Origin of the sequence: Meridianimarinicoccus roseus, from assembly GCF_003172915.1 — a bacterium.
Classification (GTDB): domain Bacteria; phylum Pseudomonadota; class Alphaproteobacteria; order Rhodobacterales; family Rhodobacteraceae; genus Meridianimarinicoccus; species Meridianimarinicoccus roseus.
Genome location: NZ_QGKU01000026.1, coordinates 113,730 through 131,665, shown reverse-complemented (window position 1 = coordinate 131,665; position 17,936 = coordinate 113,730). Strand labels below are relative to the sequence as shown.

17 protein-coding genes and 1 tRNA gene are annotated in these 17,936 nt (G+C 65.5%); 7 read left to right on the top strand and 11 right to left on the bottom strand.

Translation table 11 applies throughout. The features are described from left to right. Position 1: 1 nt before the first annotated feature. The 11 genes from DKT77_RS06530 to DKT77_RS06480 form a co-directional block, all read right to left on the bottom strand. Complete coding sequence (locus DKT77_RS06530; protein ID WP_109810908.1) at positions 2-196, bottom strand: DUF2065 family protein; 195 nt, start codon at positions 194-196, stop codon at positions 2-4. Then, on the bottom strand, positions 193-1,071 hold the full coding sequence (gene hflC, locus DKT77_RS06525; protein WP_109810907.1) for a protease modulator HflC: 879 nt from the start codon (positions 1,069-1,071) through the stop codon (positions 193-195). The genes DKT77_RS06530 and hflC overlap by 4 nt, the downstream gene beginning before the upstream one ends. Positions 1,072-1,074: 3 nt before the next feature. Next, a complete protein-coding gene (hflK, locus tag DKT77_RS06520; RefSeq protein WP_109810906.1) occupies positions 1,075-2,235 on the bottom strand; it encodes an FtsH protease activity modulator HflK in 1,161 nt (386 codons plus the stop codon). A gap of 67 nt (positions 2,236-2,302) precedes the next feature. After that, positions 2,303-3,661 (bottom strand): glutathione-disulfide reductase, encoded by a 1,359-nt coding sequence (gene gor, locus DKT77_RS06515; protein WP_109810905.1) that lies wholly within the window; start codon positions 3,659-3,661, stop codon positions 2,303-2,305. 48 nt (positions 3,662-3,709) lie between these two features. Continuing rightward, a complete protein-coding gene (rpiA, locus tag DKT77_RS06510) occupies positions 3,710-4,483 on the bottom strand; it encodes a ribose-5-phosphate isomerase RpiA (RefSeq protein ID WP_109810904.1) in 774 nt (257 codons plus the stop codon). 137 nt (positions 4,484-4,620) lie between these two features. Continuing rightward, entirely contained in the window at positions 4,621-5,292 is a 672-nt protein-coding gene (locus DKT77_RS06505; RefSeq protein ID WP_109810903.1) for a thiamine diphosphokinase, read from the bottom strand. After that, entirely contained in the window at positions 5,289-5,513 is a 225-nt protein-coding gene (locus tag DKT77_RS06500; protein WP_109810902.1) for a DUF2842 domain-containing protein, read from the bottom strand. Before DKT77_RS06500 ends, DKT77_RS06505 begins: the two co-directional genes overlap by 4 nt. 82 nt (positions 5,514-5,595) lie before the next feature. Next, positions 5,596-6,888, bottom strand: coding sequence for an adenylosuccinate synthase (locus DKT77_RS06495; RefSeq protein WP_109810901.1), 1,293 nt, complete (start codon positions 6,886-6,888; stop codon positions 5,596-5,598). A gap of 173 nt (positions 6,889-7,061) precedes the next feature. Further along, positions 7,062-8,366 carry a methyl-accepting chemotaxis protein gene (locus DKT77_RS06490; RefSeq protein WP_109810900.1) on the bottom strand — a complete coding sequence of 435 codons (1,305 nt, stop codon included), beginning with the start codon at positions 8,364-8,366 and terminating at the stop codon, positions 7,062-7,064. After that, positions 8,363-8,668: a hypothetical protein gene (locus DKT77_RS06485; protein WP_146204970.1), complete on the bottom strand. Its 306-nt coding sequence runs from the start codon at positions 8,666-8,668 to the stop codon at positions 8,363-8,365. The genes DKT77_RS06490 and DKT77_RS06485 overlap by 4 nt, the downstream gene beginning before the upstream one ends. A gap of 235 nt (positions 8,669-8,903) precedes the next feature. Further along, a tRNA-Gly gene (locus DKT77_RS06480) sits at positions 8,904-8,977 on the bottom strand. A gap of 475 nt (positions 8,978-9,452) precedes the next feature. Between DKT77_RS06480 and DKT77_RS06475 the strand changes: the two genes are divergently transcribed. The 7 genes from DKT77_RS06475 to urtE all read left to right on the top strand — a co-directional run bounded on the left by DKT77_RS06475 (position 9,453) and on the right by urtE (position 17,877). Next, entirely contained in the window at positions 9,453-9,866 is a 414-nt protein-coding gene (locus tag DKT77_RS06475) for a universal stress protein (protein ID WP_109810898.1), read from the top strand. Between the two features lie 22 nt (positions 9,867-9,888). Next, the gene (locus DKT77_RS06470) at positions 9,889-11,538 is read left to right on the top strand and encodes a BCCT family transporter (protein ID WP_109810897.1); all 1,650 of its coding nucleotides are present in this window, start codon (positions 9,889-9,891) and stop codon (positions 11,536-11,538) included. Between the two features lie 456 nt (positions 11,539-11,994). Continuing rightward, positions 11,995-13,284 (top strand): urea ABC transporter substrate-binding protein, encoded by a 1,290-nt coding sequence (urtA, locus tag DKT77_RS06465; protein WP_109810896.1) that lies wholly within the window; start codon positions 11,995-11,997, stop codon positions 13,282-13,284. Positions 13,285-13,355: 71 nt separating this feature from the next. After that, on the top strand, positions 13,356-15,017 hold the full coding sequence (gene urtB / locus DKT77_RS06460) for an urea ABC transporter permease subunit UrtB (protein WP_238547722.1): 1,662 nt from the start codon (positions 13,356-13,358) through the stop codon (positions 15,015-15,017). A gap of 258 nt (positions 15,018-15,275) precedes the next feature. Further along, positions 15,276-16,385, top strand: coding sequence for an urea ABC transporter permease subunit UrtC (gene urtC / locus DKT77_RS06455; RefSeq protein WP_109810895.1), 1,110 nt, complete (start codon positions 15,276-15,278; stop codon positions 16,383-16,385). After that, positions 16,382-17,119 carry an urea ABC transporter ATP-binding protein UrtD gene (urtD, locus tag DKT77_RS06450; RefSeq protein WP_109810894.1) on the top strand — a complete coding sequence of 246 codons (738 nt, stop codon included), beginning with the start codon at positions 16,382-16,384 and terminating at the stop codon, positions 17,117-17,119. Before urtC ends, urtD begins: the two co-directional genes overlap by 4 nt. A 62-nt stretch (positions 17,120-17,181) precedes the next feature. Beyond that, positions 17,182-17,877, top strand: a complete 696-nt coding sequence (gene urtE, locus DKT77_RS06445; RefSeq protein WP_109810893.1) for an urea ABC transporter ATP-binding subunit UrtE — start codon at positions 17,182-17,184, stop codon at positions 17,875-17,877. Positions 17,878-17,936: the final 59 nt, after the last annotated feature.

Here is a 17,936-nt window from a genome sequence, read left to right as displayed (position 1 = left end):
CTCATCCGCTGATTCCCCGTGCGATCCAGATCAGTATAACCCCGCAGGCCAGCGCGGCGAGCCCGATCACCCGGCGCTGGTCCGCCGGTATGGCCGCAAGCAGGCGCAGGATATCATCAAGACGCGAAGGGGCCAGTGCAAGCACCAGCCCCTCGAATACCAGCACGCCCGCGAGCGCGACCAGCAACAGCGTCATTGCCGCCCCGAACTGCCGTTCAAGTAGTTGAAGAACTCGCTGTCGGGCGACATCACGATGGACGAATTTCTGCCCTGCAATGCGCGTTCATAGGCCGTAAGCGAGCGGTAGAACTCGAAGAATTCCGCATCCGCACCGTAGGCTTCGGCATAGATCCCGTTGGCTTCGGCGTCAGCTTCGCCTCGGGTGATCTCGGATTCGCGGCGCGCTTCGGAGGTCAACTCGACCACGGTCCGGTCGGCCTGTGCGCGGACCCGCTGCGCGGCCTCGTTACCGCGGGCGATCTCGTCCGCCGCTTCGCGTTCGCGCTCTGCGCGCATCCGGGCGAAGGTCGCCTCAAGGTTCTGGTCCGGCAGGTTGGTCTGCTTCAGTCGCACGTCCACCACCTGCAGCCCGAGCGCGTCTGCCCGCTGCTGCGCCTGGTCACGGATCCGGACCATGAGGTTCGCCCGCTCCGGCGACAGGATGGTGTTGGATGTCACCCCGTCCGAGCCCAGAACCTCACGGGTCTGGGTCGTCAGAATGTCAGCCAGCCGGTCCTCGGCGACGCGCAGCCCGCCCACACCTACGGCCTGACGGAACCGGACCACGTCGGCGATACGGTAGCGCGCGAAGGCGTCTACGATCAGGCGCCGGTCATCCGACGGCGTCACTTCGAGCGGCGAGGTGTCAAGTGACAGGATACGGTCGTCATAGCGCACGACTTCCTGGATCAGCGGAACCTTGAAGGCGAGGCCCGGTTCTTCTCGAACCTGCTTGATCTGGCCGAACTGCAGCACGAGTGCCTTTTCGCGTTCATCAACAATGAAGATCGACGACAGGAACACGGCCACGAGGACGACAACGACAGGTATCAGATAGGTTAGCTTTTTCATGCCTCAGTTCCCCTGTGCCTGCTGGTTGCGGCGCAATTCGTTCAGCGGCAGATAGGGCACGACCCCTTGCCCGCCATTGCCCCCCGACGTGTCGTCAAGAATCACCTTGTCGATGTCGCCCAGCACCGTTTCCATGGTCTGAAGGTAGAGACGCTTTCGCGTGACTTCGGGCGCGAGGCGATATTCGCCCAGAACCGCGGTGAAGCGCGAGGCCTCACCCTGCGCGGCGTTGATCGTCTCCGCCCGGTAGGCTTCGGCCTCCTCGAGGATCTGCGCCGCTTCACCGCGCGCGCCGGCGAGGACGCGGTTGGCATAGGCATCGGCCTGGCGCTGCAGGCGGTCGCGTTCCTGTTCGGCGGCCTGCACCTCGCGGAATGCATCGATCACCTCTTCGGGCGGATCGGCCTGGTCGAGGTTGACACGGATGATGTTGATGCCGCTGTCGTAGCTTTGCAGCGTGGACTGGATCAGGTCCTGGGCGTTCGCCTCGATCAGGCCACGATCACGGTTGAGGATCGGCGACAGGTTCGATTGGGCGATGATCTCGCGCATCGCCGATTCAGCCACGGACCGCACGGTCGCCTGCGGATCGGCAAGGTTGAACAGGAAGGCCGCCGGATCATTGATGTTCCAGACGACCTGGAATTCGATGTCTACGATGTTCGCGTCGGTCGTCAGCATCAGACCGCTGTCGAGCGCGCCGCGCCCGTCGCCGATGGTTTCCGACTGTTCGCGCGTCACAGGGATCACCTCGGCCTTGACCAGCGGCCAGGGCGCGAAGTTCAGGCCCGGCTGGCCGGTCGCCGAATACTTGCCGAGAAACAGTTCGACCGACTGTTCTTCCGGACGCACAGTGTAGAGAGACGAGAACACCCAGAGCCCGAACAGCGCCAGCACCCCGACGCCGATAGTGCCGCGGTTCAGCTTGGGGCCACCCCCGCCGCCGCCGGTGCCGCGCCCGCCGCCAAAGCCACCGCGCCCGCCCATGAGCACCTTCAGCTGCTCCTGCCCCTTGCGCACGAGATCGTCGATCTCGGGGATCTGGGGCGACTCGCCATTGCCGGGCCGACGCCCGCCGCCACGGTTGTCACCCCCGCCCCCGTTTCCGCCGGTCGGGCGGTTTCCGCCACCGCCGCCCCAGGGGCCTCCGTTGTTTCCTGCCATGTCAGCTTTCTTCCTGTTTTCCGACTTCGTCGTATATGTCTTCTAGATGATTGCCCGGCGCGCAATATCAACCCGTGCGCAGGGGCGACTTCATGGTTACCAGTTCCTCGGCCATGGTGGGGTGCACGGCGACGGTCCGGTCGAAATCCTCTTTCGTCGCGCCCATCTTCACCGCGATGCCCGCCAGCTGGATCATCTCGCCTGCTTGCGGCGCGACGATGTGGCATCCCAGAACGCGCCGGGTGGCCTGGCTGACGATCAGTTTCATCAGCACACGGTCGTCGCGACCGGCAAAGGCCTGCTGCATTGCCTTGAACGAGGTGCAGTAGACTTCGATCGGTTCAAGGTCACGCGCGGCCTCCTCGGTCAGCCCGATGGTGCCCAGTTCGGGCTGGGTAAAGACCGCAGATGGGATCAGGTCGTGGTCCGGCGCGGTCGGGTTCCCCTTGAACACAGTCTCGACGAAGGCCATGCCCTCGCGGATCGCAACCGGCGTCAGGTTCACCCGGTCGGTGACGTCACCGATCGCGTAGATCGACGGCACCGCCGTCTGGCTATAGGCATCCACCTTGACTTCGCCGTTGCGGCCAAGCTCCACCCCCAGCGCCTCCAGTCCCAGACCTTCGGTATTGGGCTTGCGGCCGGTCGCGTACATCACACGGTCGTACGTGTCGTGCGAACCGTCGGTCGCCTTGACCCATGTCCCATCCGCGCCCCGGTCGGCCATTTCGATCACGTTGGTGCCGGTGCGCAGGTGGATGCCGTTCTCCTGCATCTTTTCGGCCACCAGCCCGCGCGCTTCGTCGTCGAAACCGCGCAGGATCTGCGCACCGCGGTAGAACTGCGTGACCTTGACGCCAAGCCCGTTCAGGATGCAGGCGAATTCGCTGGCGATATAGCCGCCGCCGACGATCAGCATCGTGTCGGGCAACTGGTCCAGGTGGAATATATCGTTCGAGGTGATCACGGACTCGCAGCCCGGCATGTCCGGGACGAAGGGCCAACCGCCCGTGGCCACGAGGATGTGCTTGGCGCTGATCCGCGTGCCGTCGGCCAGTTCGACCTCATGCGGGTCGCTCAGCGTGGCGCGCTGGCCGAACCATGTTACGCCCGAGCCCTCCAACAGCTTTTGATAGACGCCCTCCAGCCTGTCGAGTTCCGACTCCAGCTTGGTGCGGAAGGCAGGCCAGTCCAGTTCCCCGTTTTTGACATCCCAGCCGTAGCCGCGCGCGTCGTTGAAAATCTCGCGGTAGCCAGAGGCGAACACCATCAGTTTCTTGGGCACGCAGCCGCGGATCACGCAGGTGCCGCCCATACGGCTTTCCTCGGCCAGCGCGACCTTTGCGCCCGTCGCGGCGGCAACGCGCGCCGCGCGCACACCGCCTGATCCGCCGCCGATCACGAAAAGATCATAGTCGAAGCTCATCAGGTCGTCCTTTCGTCAGGGTCGTGTTCGGTGCGTGCGCACCGGCTGTCAGTCGGGCAGTCCGGCGGCGGCGGCCATGTCCACTGCGGCAATCTCGGGCGCGGCGCCCCTGCGCAGGGTTTCGGCGCGCCCGTCCGGGTGGCCGATGATCACGGTGTCGCACAAGCCGAGGAACAGCCCTGTCTCGACCACGCCGGGCAGGCAGGTCAGATCGCGCATCAGCCCCTCTGGATCGCCGATGCGGCGCAGGTGCAGATCGTAGACGAGGTTGCCTTCGTCGGTCATCAGCGGCACGGCCTCGTGCTGGCGCAGCGTGATCTCGCGCCCGTCCACATCGGCCCCTTCCAGTGCCCGGCGCAGCAGGCGCAGCGTTGCACGGTGGCCAAACGGCGTGACCTCGACCGGCAGCGGGAAGGCCCCGAGATGCGCCACCTGCTTGCTGGGATCTGAGATGACGACCAGCCTGCGTGAGGCGGCGGCGACGATCTTTTCCTGCAGATGGGCCGCGCCGCCACCCTTGATCAGGCGGAAATCCGGGTCGAATTCGTCTGCGCCGTCGATGGTCAGGTCCAAGCCGTCCACCTCGTCCAGCGAAACCACGTTCAGCCCGAGCCGCGCGGCCAGTGCCCCGGTGCGGGTCGAGGTCGGAACGCAGGTCAGCGAAAGGTCTTCGGCGGCGGCACGGGCGGCCAGTGCGCGCACCATCCAGGCCGCGGTGGACCCGGTGCCCAACCCGACGGCCATGCCGTCTTCGACAAGCTCGACTGCGCGCATCGCGGCTGCGAATTTTCCGGCTTCCGCGCCGGTCGGTGCGTCGGACATGGGTGCGCCTCCTTCGTCGATCCGCGCTCCTTATAGGGGGGCGCGGCGCGGGCCGCGAGGGCAAAGCGGCACAAATCCGTCTGTCGCGCGTTCACGGGGTGGTGCGCGGCGTGTGTGCGCGCCCGCCGCGCCGCGTCTCAGGGCCAGTGCGGCGCCTCGTCCAGCCCGGCTAGCAGCTCCGGCAGGCAGCGCCGGGGCAGGATCAGGAGCATCCCCGGCGCATCAAAGCCCAATGTGACCGTCCCGGTCGCCCGGTTCGACGTGCCGATCGTGCCCGCAGGCGCGAAGTCGATGCCGTCCAGCGGCCAGTCCAACCCGCGGCTGCGCCCGCTCACCGCGCATAACGGAAACAGCGAAACCCGTGTGCCCGCAAGCAGCGGCAGCGACAACGCGGGCGGCGCCAGTAAAATGACCTCGCGGTCCGACACCACGACGCAGCGCCGCGCCCGGTGCCGCACCAGCGCGTTGAACACCGCAAGCGCGTGGTCGATCCGCGCACCGGTGAAGCCCACCGCCAGTACCAGCGGCGCAGCGATACGGATCAGGCACTTTTCGAAATCGGTGCTGTCCTGCTCGGACACAGGGTGAAGTCGCCCGGCAAGGTCACGACGGCCTTCCGGGCTGAGCGAATCCATGTCGCCGATCACCACGTCCGGCCGGGCCCCCAGCGCCAGCAGCGTGTCGGCGCCGCCATCAGCCGCAACCAGCCCGGCCGACAGCGTCAGGCAGGCTTCGAGGTCCTCTGGCCGGATCGGCCCTCCTCCGGCCAACGTGACCGGCGCGCCTTTCTGCAGGACCGGCGCCGTCACTTCGCCTCTTGGTCGAGATCGGGCTTGCCGATCCCCCGGAACACGAAGCGGAACGGCAGCGCCCAAAGCACCCCCAGAAGCACGTAGACGAAGAATTCCACCACCAGTGGCGGACGACCGAGCGCGTTCAGGATGCTCACCGACGCGACGATGTAGACCGGCAGGCCGATCAGCAGGATCACGAGCGACCAGCGCCGCCGGGCCTTGTAGGACAGTGTCATGGACGCCTCCTTGTCATGCCGCCTTTCACCTAACCGTCGCCCGCGCGCTTTCAATGCGGCGCGGGCGCGGCGGGCTGAGCAGTCAGTCGGCGAAAGGATCGGTCACGAGGATGGTGTCCTCGCGTTCGGGCGACGTGGACAGCAGCGCGACCGGGCACTCGATCAGTTCCTCGATGCGGCGAACATATTTCACCGCGGCCCCGGGCAGGTCGGCCCAGCTGCGCGCGCCCGCCGTGCTGTCCTTCCAGCCCTCCATCGTCTCGTAGACCGGGGTGACGCGGGCCTGTTCCTCGGCGGCGGTGGGCAGATAATCCAGCACCTTGCCGTCCAGCGCGTAGCCGGTGCAGATCTTCAGTTCGTCCAGCCCGTCGAGCACGTCGAGCTTGGTCAGCGCGATGCCCTTCACCCCGGAAGTCGTGCAGGTCTGCCGCACCAGCACGGCGTCGAACCAGCCGCAGCGGCGATCCCGCCCGGTTACGGTGCCCTTCTCGCGGCCGACATCGGCAAGGTGCCGCCCGACGGCGTCGCCAAGCTCGGTCGGGAACGGCCCTTCACCGACGCGCGTGGTGTAGGCCTTCACGATGCCCAGCACGAAGTCGATGGAGCCTGGCCCCATACCGGTGCCGGTCGCCGCCATGCCCGACATGGTGTTGGACGAGGTGACATAAGGGTAGGTGCCGAAATCGATGTCCAGCAAGGCGCCCTGCGCGCCTTCGAACAGGATCCGCTTGCCCGACTTGCGCTTCTCGGACAGCAGCTTCCAGACCGGAGCGGCATAGGGCAGGATCTTCGGCGCGATGTCCAGCAGGCGCGCGCGCAGATCGTCCCGGTCGATAGTCGGCACGCCGAGGCCGCGGCGCAGCGGGTCGTGATGGGCGAGCAGCCGGTCGAGACGGCGTTCCAGCGTCTCGGCGTCGGCGAGATCGGCCAGACGCACGGCGCGGCGGCCAACCTTGTCCTCGTAGGCCGGGCCGATGCCGCGCCCGGTGGTGCCGATCTTGGCCTTGCCCGCCGCCTCTTCGCGGATCTTGTCGAGATCCTGGTGAACCGGAAGGATCAGCGGCGTGTTCTCTGCGATCACAAGGTTCTCGGTGGACACGGATACGCCCTGCCCCTCGATTTTCGCAATCTCGGACACCAGCGCCCAAGGATCGAGCACGACGCCGTTGCCGATCACGCTGAGCTTGCCTTTGCGCAAAATACCCGACGGCAACAGTGACAGTTTGTAGACTTTGCCGTCGATCACCAGCGTGTGCCCGGCATTGTGCCCGCCCTGGAACCGGGCGATCACGTCCGCGCGCTCGCTCAGCCAGTCGACGATCTTGCCTTTTCCCTCGTCGCCCCACTGGGCGCCCACAACCACGACATTGGCCATCCGGTTCTCCGTATCCTGATCCGGCGTCCCCTATAACTGCGCGGGCGAGGCCGTGAAACCGGATTCTCCAGTTCAGGTCACCGCCGCCAAAAAAGACAACGGGCCGCGATGCGGCCCGTTTTCGTTGATCTTCGCTTGGCCCGACTGGGGCGCTATCCCGCTTTCGGCTGGCGTTACGCCGCTGCGGGCACCGCGAGGGTATCGGTCATGAAGGCGCGATTGCGCGATGTGCCTGTCCTGTCCGAGGCCTCGGCGATGAAGTCGGCATCGTCCGCGGTCTCTTCCTCGTCGGTGATGCTGTCGATCCGCGCTATGGCACAGGTCACGTCGTTCAGCCCCTCGGACTGCTCCTCGGCCGAGGTCGCGATACCCCGCATCAGGGTGTCGATCTCGGTCACGGCGGTCACGATGCGCTTCAGGACTTCGCCGGTCTCGCCGACAAGGTCCACGCCTTCCACCACCTGACCAGAGGAGGTCGTCACAAGCGACCGGATCTGCTGCGCCGCGTCCGCCGACCGTTTGGCAAGTTCGCGCACCTCGGTCGCGACCACCGCGAAGCCCCGACCGGCCTCGCCCGCCCGGGCCGCTTCGACCGCGGCGTTGAGCGCCAGAAGGTCGGTCTGACGAGCGATCTCGTCGATCATGGTGATGATCTGGCGGATCTGTTCGGAAGATTTCTCGATCTCCGTCATCGCCCCGATTGCACGCTTGACCACGTCGCTGGAACGGGTGGCCTCGCCTTGCGTTTCAGCGACAGTGGCCTGCACGTTGCGGGCGTTCTCGGCCGTCGCACGGGCGGACGTCGCGATCTGCTCGACCGCAGACGCGGCGCGGCGACCTTCGATGCGGGTGTTTGAGGCTGCCGCCACGGCTTTCTCGCGCGCCTTTTCGGCACTGGCACGGGCCTCGGCAGCTTCTGCGGCGGTTTCCTCGAGACGGGCGCGTCCGGCCTCGATCTCGGCCTTGGCCCTCGCGCTGTGCACCATCGACCACAGCAGGACAGCGGCCTCGAGGATCACGATCACCGCATGAAACAGCACGCGCTCGACTGCATCGAGCATCCCGGCCACCGGAAACACCAACGCAGGCAGCAAGAGGCCAAGCGAAAGGTGATGCACGGCGGTCAACGCAACCGCCGCCAGCAGCGCGGGAATGCTCGACAGCGTCGCGATGATCGCGAGCATTCCGAAGAACAGCATGTGCGAATCGATCTGCCACGGATGGTTGGCGAGCGAAGCGGTGAAGGCGATGCATTGCCCTATCAGGACAAGCGACAGCACCAACGGCTGCGACGCGGGTTCGAGGCGCCGGGACAGCAGGGCGACGGCGACAAAGACAATTCCGGATGCCAGAAAGGGCAAGACCGCATTGCCGGCGATCAGCGCGGCAACCGGTGGCACGGGCAACAAGATCATCGTGACGATGCGCGCCACGTATGGGCCGTCGATGCGGGACAGTGTATCGTTCACGGTGGTCATGTGTCAGCTCCAGTGCCGCAGAAAAAGTTTAGTGCCGATGACCCGAGCACGAACCACGCGCCCGCCTCACGCAGCGCCTCGGCGCTCGCACCGTCCGCAAGAACCGAAAGCGGCGCCTGGTCCAGGCCGACGATCCGCCCTCCGGCGGCCGCCACGATTGCGGCTGGCCCACCGTGCCAGGGAGGCGCGACCACGACCAGCGGTCCGCGTCCGAGATCGGACGCCGACTGAAAAAGCCCGACCGACATCAGACCGATGCAGGTGACAAGAAGCAGAGAGATCAGTGGGAAGGCGGAGGTCATCTTCATACCTCCTAATCGACCCGCATGCCGTTTCGCGCAACCTGCAGGAAGTCGGGGGTGCGGGGCGCATTCGTCAAGTATTCATACGCATGCCTGATGCTACCACCAAGGAAAGTCGCATCGCCTAACGTATGGATACCCTATCCCTACGGACGAATTAACCCAGAGTGCCACAACGTCGACAGACGCTCGCGGCGACGACGGCATAGGCGACAGTTCGATCCTGATCAGAAATTGGAGCGGGTAGCGGGAATCGAACCCGCACGACTAGCTTGGAAGGCTAGGGCGCTACCATTACACCATACCCGCGCTGGCAATCGGGTTAGTCAAGGATCGCGTCGCGGTCAAGACCGACCCGCCACATGCGCCTTGCCCAACGCTGTACCCTACCCTTTCCGCTGATCCCTCGCGCGCGGCGCTTCGCTGGCCCGCATTGCGACTGCGCGCAGCCTTGGCCCGTCTTGGCGACGGCCGACCCGGGCGCACCGCCGCGCACACACCCTGTGCGCAAACCTCAACAGACCCCGTCGAGGGCCCCGGCCACCCCGCCACGATCCTGCCGCAAGGTCGCGGACCGGCGGCAGAAAACGACGTCCGCCGCGCCGCGCCGACCTCGGCGAAGATGGCCGGTTTGCGACACCCGTGTCGCGGTCAGACCAGAAAACTTCGTGAATCGCCTGTCAATTCATGTGTTTTGGACATAGTGTTTGAGAGGTGCTGGGTCAGAAAGCGACATCATGCGCCCTCTGGCCCCAATGAAAAAACATGCGACCAGAGAGGTAAAATGTACACACACATCATGGTCCCGGTCGACCTTGCCCATGCGGACCGGCTGCCTCGCGCGCTGGAAACCGCCGCGCTGCTGGGACGGGCGGCACAGGCCAAGGTCACCTATGTCGGGGTCACCGCCGAAACTCCTACTGGGCTTGGCCACAATCCGGACGAATACGCAGACCGGCTGGCGCAGTTCGCGCAGGAGCAGGGCGAACAGCATGGCATCACCACGGCCGCGCGCGCCTATGCAAGCCACGATCCGGCGATCGACCTGAACGACACGCTGCTGAAGGCGGCCGACGATCTGGAGGCGGACTGCATCGTCATCGCCTCTCACATCCCGAACGTCGCGGACCACCTGTGGCCCTCCCATGGCGGCGCGGTCGCACGGCGCGCGAAGGCGTCGGTCTTCGTCGTCCGCTGAGCCAAACCGAAAAGGATATTGCATGACTGATCTACCAGACGACACGGGCGTACCAGCACCGGAAGGGCCGTCCGATCTGATCGATACCGACTACTCCATCGGTCAGGACAACATCGAAGGGTCCGTGGGCCCATTCGGTTTCGACATCCACAACCCGGTTTTCGCCATCTCCGGCCTTTCGGTGGTGGCCTTCGTATTCTACGCGCTGGCATTGCCAGAACAGGCCGAGGAAATCTTCGGCGCGCTGCGCCCGTGGCTGACCAGCACATTCGACTGGTTCTTCCTCAGCGCGGCGAACGTGTTCGTCCTGTTCTGCCTGGCGCTGATCGTTCTTCCCGTCGGCAAGGTTCGCCTTGGCGGCACGGATGCGACACCAGATTACAGCTACATTGGCTGGTTCGCGATGCTGTTCGCGGCCGGCATGGGCATCGGGCTGATGTTCTTCGGGGTTCTCGAACCGGCATACTATTTCGGCACCCCCTGGGGCGACGAGCCGCTTGGTCTTGTGCGGCCGTTCGATGAAAACGGCAACCTGATCGCCGCCAACGTGGACGAGGCACGCCGGATGGCGCTGGCCGCAACGTCGTTCCACTGGGCGCTGCACCCCTGGGCGATCTACGCCGTGGTGGCGCTGGCGCTGGCGCTGTTCAGCTACAACAAGGGTCTGCCGCTTTCGATCCGCTCGGCCTTCTACCCTCTGCTGGGTGAACGCGTGTGGGGCTGGTGGGGTCACGTGATCGACGTGATCGCGGTTTTCGCCACTCTCTTCGGCCTTGCCACATCGCTGGGCTTCGGCGCGACGCAGGCCAACGCCGGTCTTGAACACATCTATGGCCTACCGAACAACGTCACGGTCCAGGTGCTGCTGATTACCGGCATCACGGCCATCGCTCTCGTCTCGGTGCTGCGCGGCCTCGACGGAGGCGTCAAGGTCCTGTCCGAAATCAACATGGGGCTGGCCTTCGCACTGCTTCTGTTCGTGCTGTTCGCGGCGGGCGCCATGACCATCCTGAGCGAATTCGGCCGCGGGCTTGTCGCTTACGTTCAGGAAGTCGTGCCGCTGTCGATGCCCTTCGGGCGCGAAGACGACGGCTACCGCCAAGGCTGGACGGCGTTCTACTGGGCGTGGTGGATCAGCTGGTCGCCCTTCGTCGGCATGTTCATCGCGCGGGTCAGCCGCGGCCGCACCGTGCGCGAATTCGTTACCTGCGTTCTGCTGATCCCCAGCCTTGTCTGCATCTTCTGGATGGCCGTCTTCGGCGGCGCCGCGATCAACGACATGGTCGCAAACGGTGCGGACTCGATGGTGAAGGCGAACGTGATCGACAACTACGTTCCCGAACTGTCGCTTTTCGCGATGCTGGAAGGGCTACCCCTGTCGGGCATCACTTCCACCCTCGGGATCGTACTGGTGATCGTGTTCTTCGTGACCTCGTCTGACAGCGGGTCGCTGGTGATCGACACGATCACGGCGGGCGGCAAGATCGACGCGCCGGTGCCCCAGCGGGTGTTCTGGTGCATCTTCGAGGGCGCGGTGGCCATCGCGCTGCTGATCGGCGGCGGCCTTGGATCGTTGCAGGCGATGGTCATTTCGACGGGCCTGCCTTTCACGATCGTGCTGCTGATCATGTGCTGGGCGATCTACAAGGGGCTGAGCGCTGAACCACGCTGACACCCCCTCGCGATAAAATGATCGAAACTACGCCGTCCGCCCCGCGCGGGCGGCGTTTTTCGTACGACTGCGCCGCCCCGCCTGCGAAGTCGCTTCTGCTACAGAGTCGCCCCCGGACCGGCCGCGTCACCGATCTTTCGACTATAGCAGCAGCCTGATTTTGGCCGTTCGCACAATATATAATCATTTGCGACATTTTTGCGCCCATTTTTGCGGACAGATCTGCTCGGGCGCGTTTCGATGCCCGCTTTTCCATCAAATCCTGTTCCGCGCGGCGACCCCACCGCGCAGTTTGCCCTAGGCGGCGGGCCATCACCCGGCGTCACGTAACACCCGCGACGACGGGGCGCGTGCGCCCTGCCCCGTGGGAGGGATTTTGGGACACCGCAGCGGGCGACATGCCCGAACCGCACCGAACGGGGCGCGGAAAATGCGGCAGCGATCTGGGGAACGCATATGACTTCATTCAAGAAAATTCTCGCAGGAGCCGGTCTGGCCACTGCTCTTCTGTCCAGCACTGCGCTTGCGCAATCGGGCGACCCGATCAAGGTCGGCATCCTGCATTCGCTGTCCGGCACGATGGCGATCTCCGAGACGACGCTGAAGGACGCGATGCTGATGCTCATCGAGGAGCAGAACAAGAAAGGCGGCCTGCTGGGTCGTCCGCTGGAAGCCGTCGTGGTCGATCCGGCCTCCGACTGGCCGCTGTTCGCCGAAAAGGCGCGCGAGTTGATCGAAGGCGAAGGCGTGGACGCTGTGTTCGGCTGCTGGACTTCGGTGTCGCGCAAGTCGGTCCTGCCGGTATTCGAGGAACTGAACTCCATCCTGTTCTACCCGGTGCAGTACGAGGGCGAGGAAAGCCAGCGCAACGTGTTCTACACCGGCGCGGCACCGAACCAGCAGGCGATCCCGGCGGTCGATTACCTGATGGAACAGGAAGGCGTTGAGCGCTGGGTTCTGGCCGGCACCGACTATGTCTATCCCCGCACCACCAACAAGATCCTCGAAGCCTACCTGCAGTCCAAGGGCGTCGCACCCGAAGACATCATGATCAACTACACGCCGTTCGGGCATTCCGACTGGCAGACCATCGTGTCGGACATCAAGACCTTCGGGTCGGCCGGCAAGAAGACGGCCGTGGTCAGCACGATCAACGGCGACGCCAACGTGCCGTTCTACAAGGAACTGGGCAACCAGGGCATCGCCGCGACGGACATTCCCGTCGTCGCCTTCTCGGTCGGCGAAGAGGAACTCGCCGGGCTCGACACCGCGCCGCTGGTCGGCCACCTGGCCGCATGGAACTACTTCATGTCGGTGGACACGCCCGAGAACGACGCTTTCATCAACACATGGCTCGATTTCATCGGCGACGACAATCGCGTGACCAACGATCCCATGGAAGCCCATTACATCGGCTTCAACATGTGGGTGGAAGCCGTTGAAAAGGCTGGCACCACCGATGCGGATGCCGTCATTGACAGCATCGTGGGCGTAACCGTGCCGAACCTGACCGGCGGCATGTCGGAAATGCTGCCGAACCACCACATCACCAAGCCTGTGCTGGTGGGCGAGATCCAGGACGACGGTCAGTTCTCGGTCGTCTGGGAAACCGAAGGCCTGGTTCCGGGCGATGCGTGGTCCGACTTCCTGCCGGAAAGCGCACCGCTAATGGCCGACTGGACGGACCCGATCAACTGCGGGAACTACAACACCGAAACCGAAAGCTGCGGCGGCGTGACCAACTGATCGCTCCCACCAGCCACCGGGGGCGGCCGCATCGGGCGGCCGCCCTCTCCTTCCTGACGATCGGATATGACATGACGCGCCAAAGCCTCTGGCTTGCCGCCCTCCTGATGACTTGCCTCGGCACTCTTGCAGCCGCCCAGTCGCCCCAGACCGCTCCGGCGACGGACGCGGAGGGACCGACCGCCGCGGCGCCGGGGTTCGAAGGTCTGGTGCGCGCCCTGCCCGATGGAAACTTCGACGAGGTCGAGGCACTGGTCTCCGCCATCGCCGAAACCGGCGATGAGAGGGCCACGGGCGTGTTGGAGGCGCTGGCGTCAGGCGACCTGCATCGGCTGAAATCCAACGAAGCTGTCGTGATCGTGCGCGAAATCGGTGGGGACGACCATGCCTTCGACGCGCTGAGCGGCGAAAGCTACGGCGAAATCCCGCGCCGGGGATCGTCCGCGATCCGGGTGAACAACTCCCTGCGGCGGGTGGTGGCTGCAGCGGTCGGCACTCTGACCCTGCGCCACCCCGATCCGGCCCGCAGGCTGGAGGCGGCGCAGGCCGCCTTCCGCGCGCCCGACGCGGCCCAGACCGATGCGCTGTCCGCCGCGCTGGACGCCGAAACCGACCCGGATGTGCGCACGGCGCTGGCTGAAGCAGTGGCCGTGGCGACATTGACGGCGGGCACGGCGCCGGTTCCGACCCAGCTGGACGCGATCGCGACGATCGCGGCGCGGGGCGACGGCGTGGCGCTGTCGGTGCTGACCCCGCTGACGGGGTCGGACGCACCCGAGATTGCCTCCGCCGCATCCGAGGCGGTGGACCGGATCGAACGGGTGCGCCAGATGTGGTCGGCGGCGCAGAACGTTTGGTTCGGCCTCTCGCTTGGATCCGTGTTGTTGCTGGCCGCGATCGGGCTGGCGATTACCTTCGGCGTGATGGGCGTGATCAACATGGCCCACGGCGAACTGGTGATGCTGGGCGCCTACACGACCTTCTTCGTGCAGGAAATCATCCGCAACGCGGCACCGGCCCTGTTCGACTGGTCGCTGCTGATCGCCGCGCCGCTGGCCTTTCTGGTGGCCGGTGCGATGGGCGTGGCGATCGAACGGGGCTGTGTGCGGTTCCTCTACGGCCGCCCGCTGGAAACGCTGCTCGCGACATGGGGCGTCAGCCTGATCCTGCAGCAAACCGTCCGCTCGATCTTCGGGCCGAACAACCGCGAGGTCGGCAACCCTTCGTGGATGTCGGGCGCCTTCGAGATCGGGCAAATGACGATTACCTACAACCGGCTGTGGATCCTGGTCTTCGCGCTCGCGGTATTCGCGATCCTGCTGTTCGTCATGAAGCGCACCCCGGTGGGCCTGCAGATGCGCGCCGTGACGCAGAACCGCGCGATGGCCGCGAATATGGGCATCCGCACCGGCTGGGTGGATGCGATGACCTTCGGGCTGGGCGCGGGCATCGCCGGACTTGCCGGGGTCGCGCTGAGCCAGATCGACAACGTATCGCCCAATCTGGGACAAAGCTACATCGTGGACAGCTTCATGGTGGTCGTGTTCGGCGGTGCCGGCAACATCTGGGGCACACTTGCAGGGGCGTTCAGCATCGGGATCGCGAACAAGTTCCTGGAGCCGTGGTCAGGCGCCGTTCTGGCCAAGATCCTCGTGCTGGTGTTCATCATCCTGTTCATCCAGAAGCGGCCGCGCGGGCTGTTCGCCGTGCGAGGGCGCGCAGTCGATGGCTGAGCGTCGGCACACCCGGCACGGGAGGCTCCCGCCCGTCGTTGCAGCGCTTGCGCGCAGCGCCTCCGGTTGGGCCCGGCCGCGCTGCCGCGCGGCTGTGGCAGACTGCGGTCAGTCCTCCCGCGCAATAGCCGCGAAGCGGCCCGGCCCAACGGGAAGAAGCGGGGCGCGTAGCGCCCCGATGATGACGGGCGGGAGCCCCCCGTCCTGGCCCGGCGCGCTCCGGATCCGATCCTGCCTTAGCCTCGCGAAAGTCCTGCCATGACCTCCCTCATCGACCGCCGCATGGGCATCTTCCTTGCGGGTCTCTTCATCCTCACAGTCGCCGTGCCGGTCGGAAATCTCGGCCTAGAAGACCGCCTCGTGCCATCCTACGTCGTTTCACTGCTGGGCAAATACCTGTGCTATGCCCTGCTCGCCGTCGCGCTCGACCTTGTCTGGGGCTATTGCGGCATCCTCAGCCTCGGCCACGGGGCCTTCTTCGCGCTAGGCGGCTACGCGATGGGGATGCACTTGATGCGCGAGATCGGCGACCGGGGGGTCTATGCCAACCCGGACCTGCCGGACTTCATGGTCTTCCTGAACTACGACGCCCTGCCGTGGTACTGGCTCGGCTTCGACATGTTCTGGTTCGCCTGCATCATGGTCCTGCTCGCGCCCGGAATCCTCGCCTTCGTGTTCGGCTGGTTCGCCTTTCGCAGCCGCGTGACCGGCGTGTACCTCTCGATCATCACGCAGGCGATGACCTATGCCCTCATGCTCGCGTTTTTCCGCAACGAAATGGGCTTCGGCGGGAACAACGGGCTGACCGACTTCAAGGATGTGCTGGGCTTCGATCTGCAATCGGACGCCACGCGCGCCGGGCTCTTCGTACTGTCGGCGCTGGCCCTCGCCGCAGGCCTGCTGATCGCCAAGGCGATCACAAATTCCAAGTTAGGCAAGGTGCTGATCGCCGTGCGCGACGCCGAAAGCCGCACGCGGTTCATCGGCTACCGGGTCGAGCACTACAAGCTGTTCGTCTTCACCGTCTCGGCGATGATGGCGGGCGTCGCGGGCGCGCTTTACACGCCGCAGGTCGGCATCATCAATCCGGGCGAATTCAGCCCCGCCAACTCGATCGAGATCGTCATCTGGGTGGCGCTCGGCGGGCGCGGGACGCTGGTGGGCGCCGCGCTTGGCGCGATCCTCGTCGCTGCGGCGCAGACCCTTTTGACCGGCTGGTTCCCCGAACTGTGGATTTTCGCACTGGGCGCGTTGTTCATCTTCGTGACGATCTTCATGCCGCAGGGCGTGCTGGGCGTGATCGAAGGCACGTTCCGCCGGCGCCCGCCGACGCGCGATCTGACAGCCGCACGGGAGGCACGACCATGAGCATCCAGCTTGCGCTTGACGGAGTGACCCGCAGCTTCGACGGGTTCAAGGCGATCAACAACCTGTCGCTCACGGTCGAAAAAGGGGAACTGCGCGCCGTGATCGGCCCGAATGGGGCGGGCAAGACCACGATGATGGACATCATCACCGGCAAGACCCGGCCCGACAGTGGCGAGGTACTTTGGAACCAGACCGTCGATCTGACCCGCATCGACGAGGCGGGCTCGGCGCGCCTCGGGATCGGACGCAAGTTCCAGAAACCCACCGTGTTCGAAACCCAGACGGTCGAGGACAATATCGCGCTCGCGCTCAAGGACGACCGTTCGGTCTGGGCCACGCTCTTTCATCGCCGCAGTACCGAAGACACGGCCCGGATCACCGATCTGCTGGAACTCGTGAAGCTGACCGACCATCGCACCGACATGGCGGGCGATCTCAGCCACGGCCAGAAACAGTGGCTGGAAATCGGTATGCTGCTCGCGCAGGATCCGGAACTGCTGCTTGTCGATGAACCCGCGGCCGGCATGACCGACGCCGAAACAATGCGCACGGCCGAACTGCTGCGCGGCATCGCGGGCAAGCACACGGTCGTCGTGGTCGAACATGACATGGATTTCGTGCGCGCCCTGAACTGCCGGGTCACTGTCCTGCATCAGGGGCATGTGCTGGCCGAAGGCTCGCTCGACCACGTGTCGGCCAATGACGAGGTGATCGAGGTGTATCTTGGCCGCTGAACGGACTTGCGCCGCGCGCGCCGCGCACCACGGACATTCGTTGAGGAACGAAAGGGGCAAGCATGCTCAGGGTTGATCAGGTCGATGTGCATTACGGGGCCGCGCAAGCGCTGCGCGGGGTGTCGCTGGAGGCCGAGATCGGCAAGGTGACGACCGTGCTGGGTCGCAACGGCGTCGGCAAGACGACGCTGCTGCGCGCGATTGTCGGGCGCAACCCGGTCTCGGGCGGAAGGATCGAATGGGAAGGACGGGACCTCGCGCGCATCCGCTCCGACGGGCGGGCGCGCGGAGGCATCGCTTCGGTGCCGCAGGGGCGCGAGATTTTCCCGCTGCTGACCGTGCGCGAGAACCTGGAAACCGGCTTTGCCGTTCTGCCCCGCGCGCAGCGTAGCGTGCCCGACGAGGTGTTCGAGTTGTTCCCGGTGCTGCGCGACATGCTGGGACGGCGTGGCGGCGATCTGTCGGGCGGGCAACAGCAACAACTGGCGATCGGCCGTGCGATGGTGATGCGCCCGCGCCTGCTGGTGCTGGACGAGCCGACCGAAGGGATCCAGCCCTCGATCATCCAGGATATTGGCCGGGCGATCACCTACCTGCGGGACAAGGGCGAAATGGCCATCGTTCTGGTGGAACAGTACTACGATTTCGCCCGCGATCTGTGCGACAGCTTCCACGTGATGGACCGCGGCCAGATCGTCAAATCGGGCACGCGCGCCGAAATGGTCGATGACGAAGTGCGCGGTCTGCTCACGGTGTGACCGGGCCGGGCCAGGCGGCGGGACCCGCCCCCGCGCAGGCGGGGGTGGGGACATGGCGT

Excerpts from the sequence above, each read along its gene's own strand:
- DKT77_RS06530 (WP_109810908.1), bottom strand. The coding sequence starts at position 196 with ATGACGCTGTTGCTGGTCGCGCTCGCGGGCGTGCTGGTATTCGAGGGG.
- hflC (WP_109810907.1), bottom strand. The coding sequence starts at position 1,071 with ATGAAAAAGCTAACCTATCTGATACCTGTCGTTGTCGTCCTCGTGGCC.
- hflK (WP_109810906.1), bottom strand. The coding sequence starts at position 2,235 with ATGGCAGGAAACAACGGAGGCCCCTGGGGCGGCGGTGGCGGAAACCGC.
- gor (WP_109810905.1), bottom strand. The coding sequence starts at position 3,661 with ATGAGCTTCGACTATGATCTTTTCGTGATCGGCGGCGGATCAGGCGGT.
- rpiA (WP_109810904.1), bottom strand. The coding sequence starts at position 4,483 with ATGTCCGACGCACCGACCGGCGCGGAAGCCGGAAAATTCGCAGCCGCG.
- DKT77_RS06500 (WP_109810902.1), bottom strand. The coding sequence starts at position 5,513 with ATGACACTGTCCTACAAGGCCCGGCGGCGCTGGTCGCTCGTGATCCTG.
- DKT77_RS06495 (WP_109810901.1), bottom strand. The coding sequence starts at position 6,888 with ATGGCCAATGTCGTGGTTGTGGGCGCCCAGTGGGGCGACGAGGGAAAA.
- DKT77_RS06490 (WP_109810900.1), bottom strand. The coding sequence starts at position 8,366 with ATGACCACCGTGAACGATACACTGTCCCGCATCGACGGCCCATACGTG.
- DKT77_RS06485 (WP_146204970.1), bottom strand. The coding sequence starts at position 8,668 with ATGACCTCCGCCTTCCCACTGATCTCTCTGCTTCTTGTCACCTGCATC.
- DKT77_RS06475 (WP_109810898.1), top strand. The coding sequence starts at position 9,453 with ATGTACACACACATCATGGTCCCGGTCGACCTTGCCCATGCGGACCGG.
- DKT77_RS06470 (WP_109810897.1), top strand. The coding sequence starts at position 9,889 with ATGACTGATCTACCAGACGACACGGGCGTACCAGCACCGGAAGGGCCG.
- urtA (WP_109810896.1), top strand. The coding sequence starts at position 11,995 with ATGACTTCATTCAAGAAAATTCTCGCAGGAGCCGGTCTGGCCACTGCT.
- urtB (WP_238547722.1), top strand. The coding sequence starts at position 13,356 with ATGACGCGCCAAAGCCTCTGGCTTGCCGCCCTCCTGATGACTTGCCTC.
- urtC (WP_109810895.1), top strand. The coding sequence starts at position 15,276 with ATGACCTCCCTCATCGACCGCCGCATGGGCATCTTCCTTGCGGGTCTC.
- urtD (WP_109810894.1), top strand. The coding sequence starts at position 16,382 with ATGAGCATCCAGCTTGCGCTTGACGGAGTGACCCGCAGCTTCGACGGG.
- urtE (WP_109810893.1), top strand. The coding sequence starts at position 17,182 with ATGCTCAGGGTTGATCAGGTCGATGTGCATTACGGGGCCGCGCAAGCG.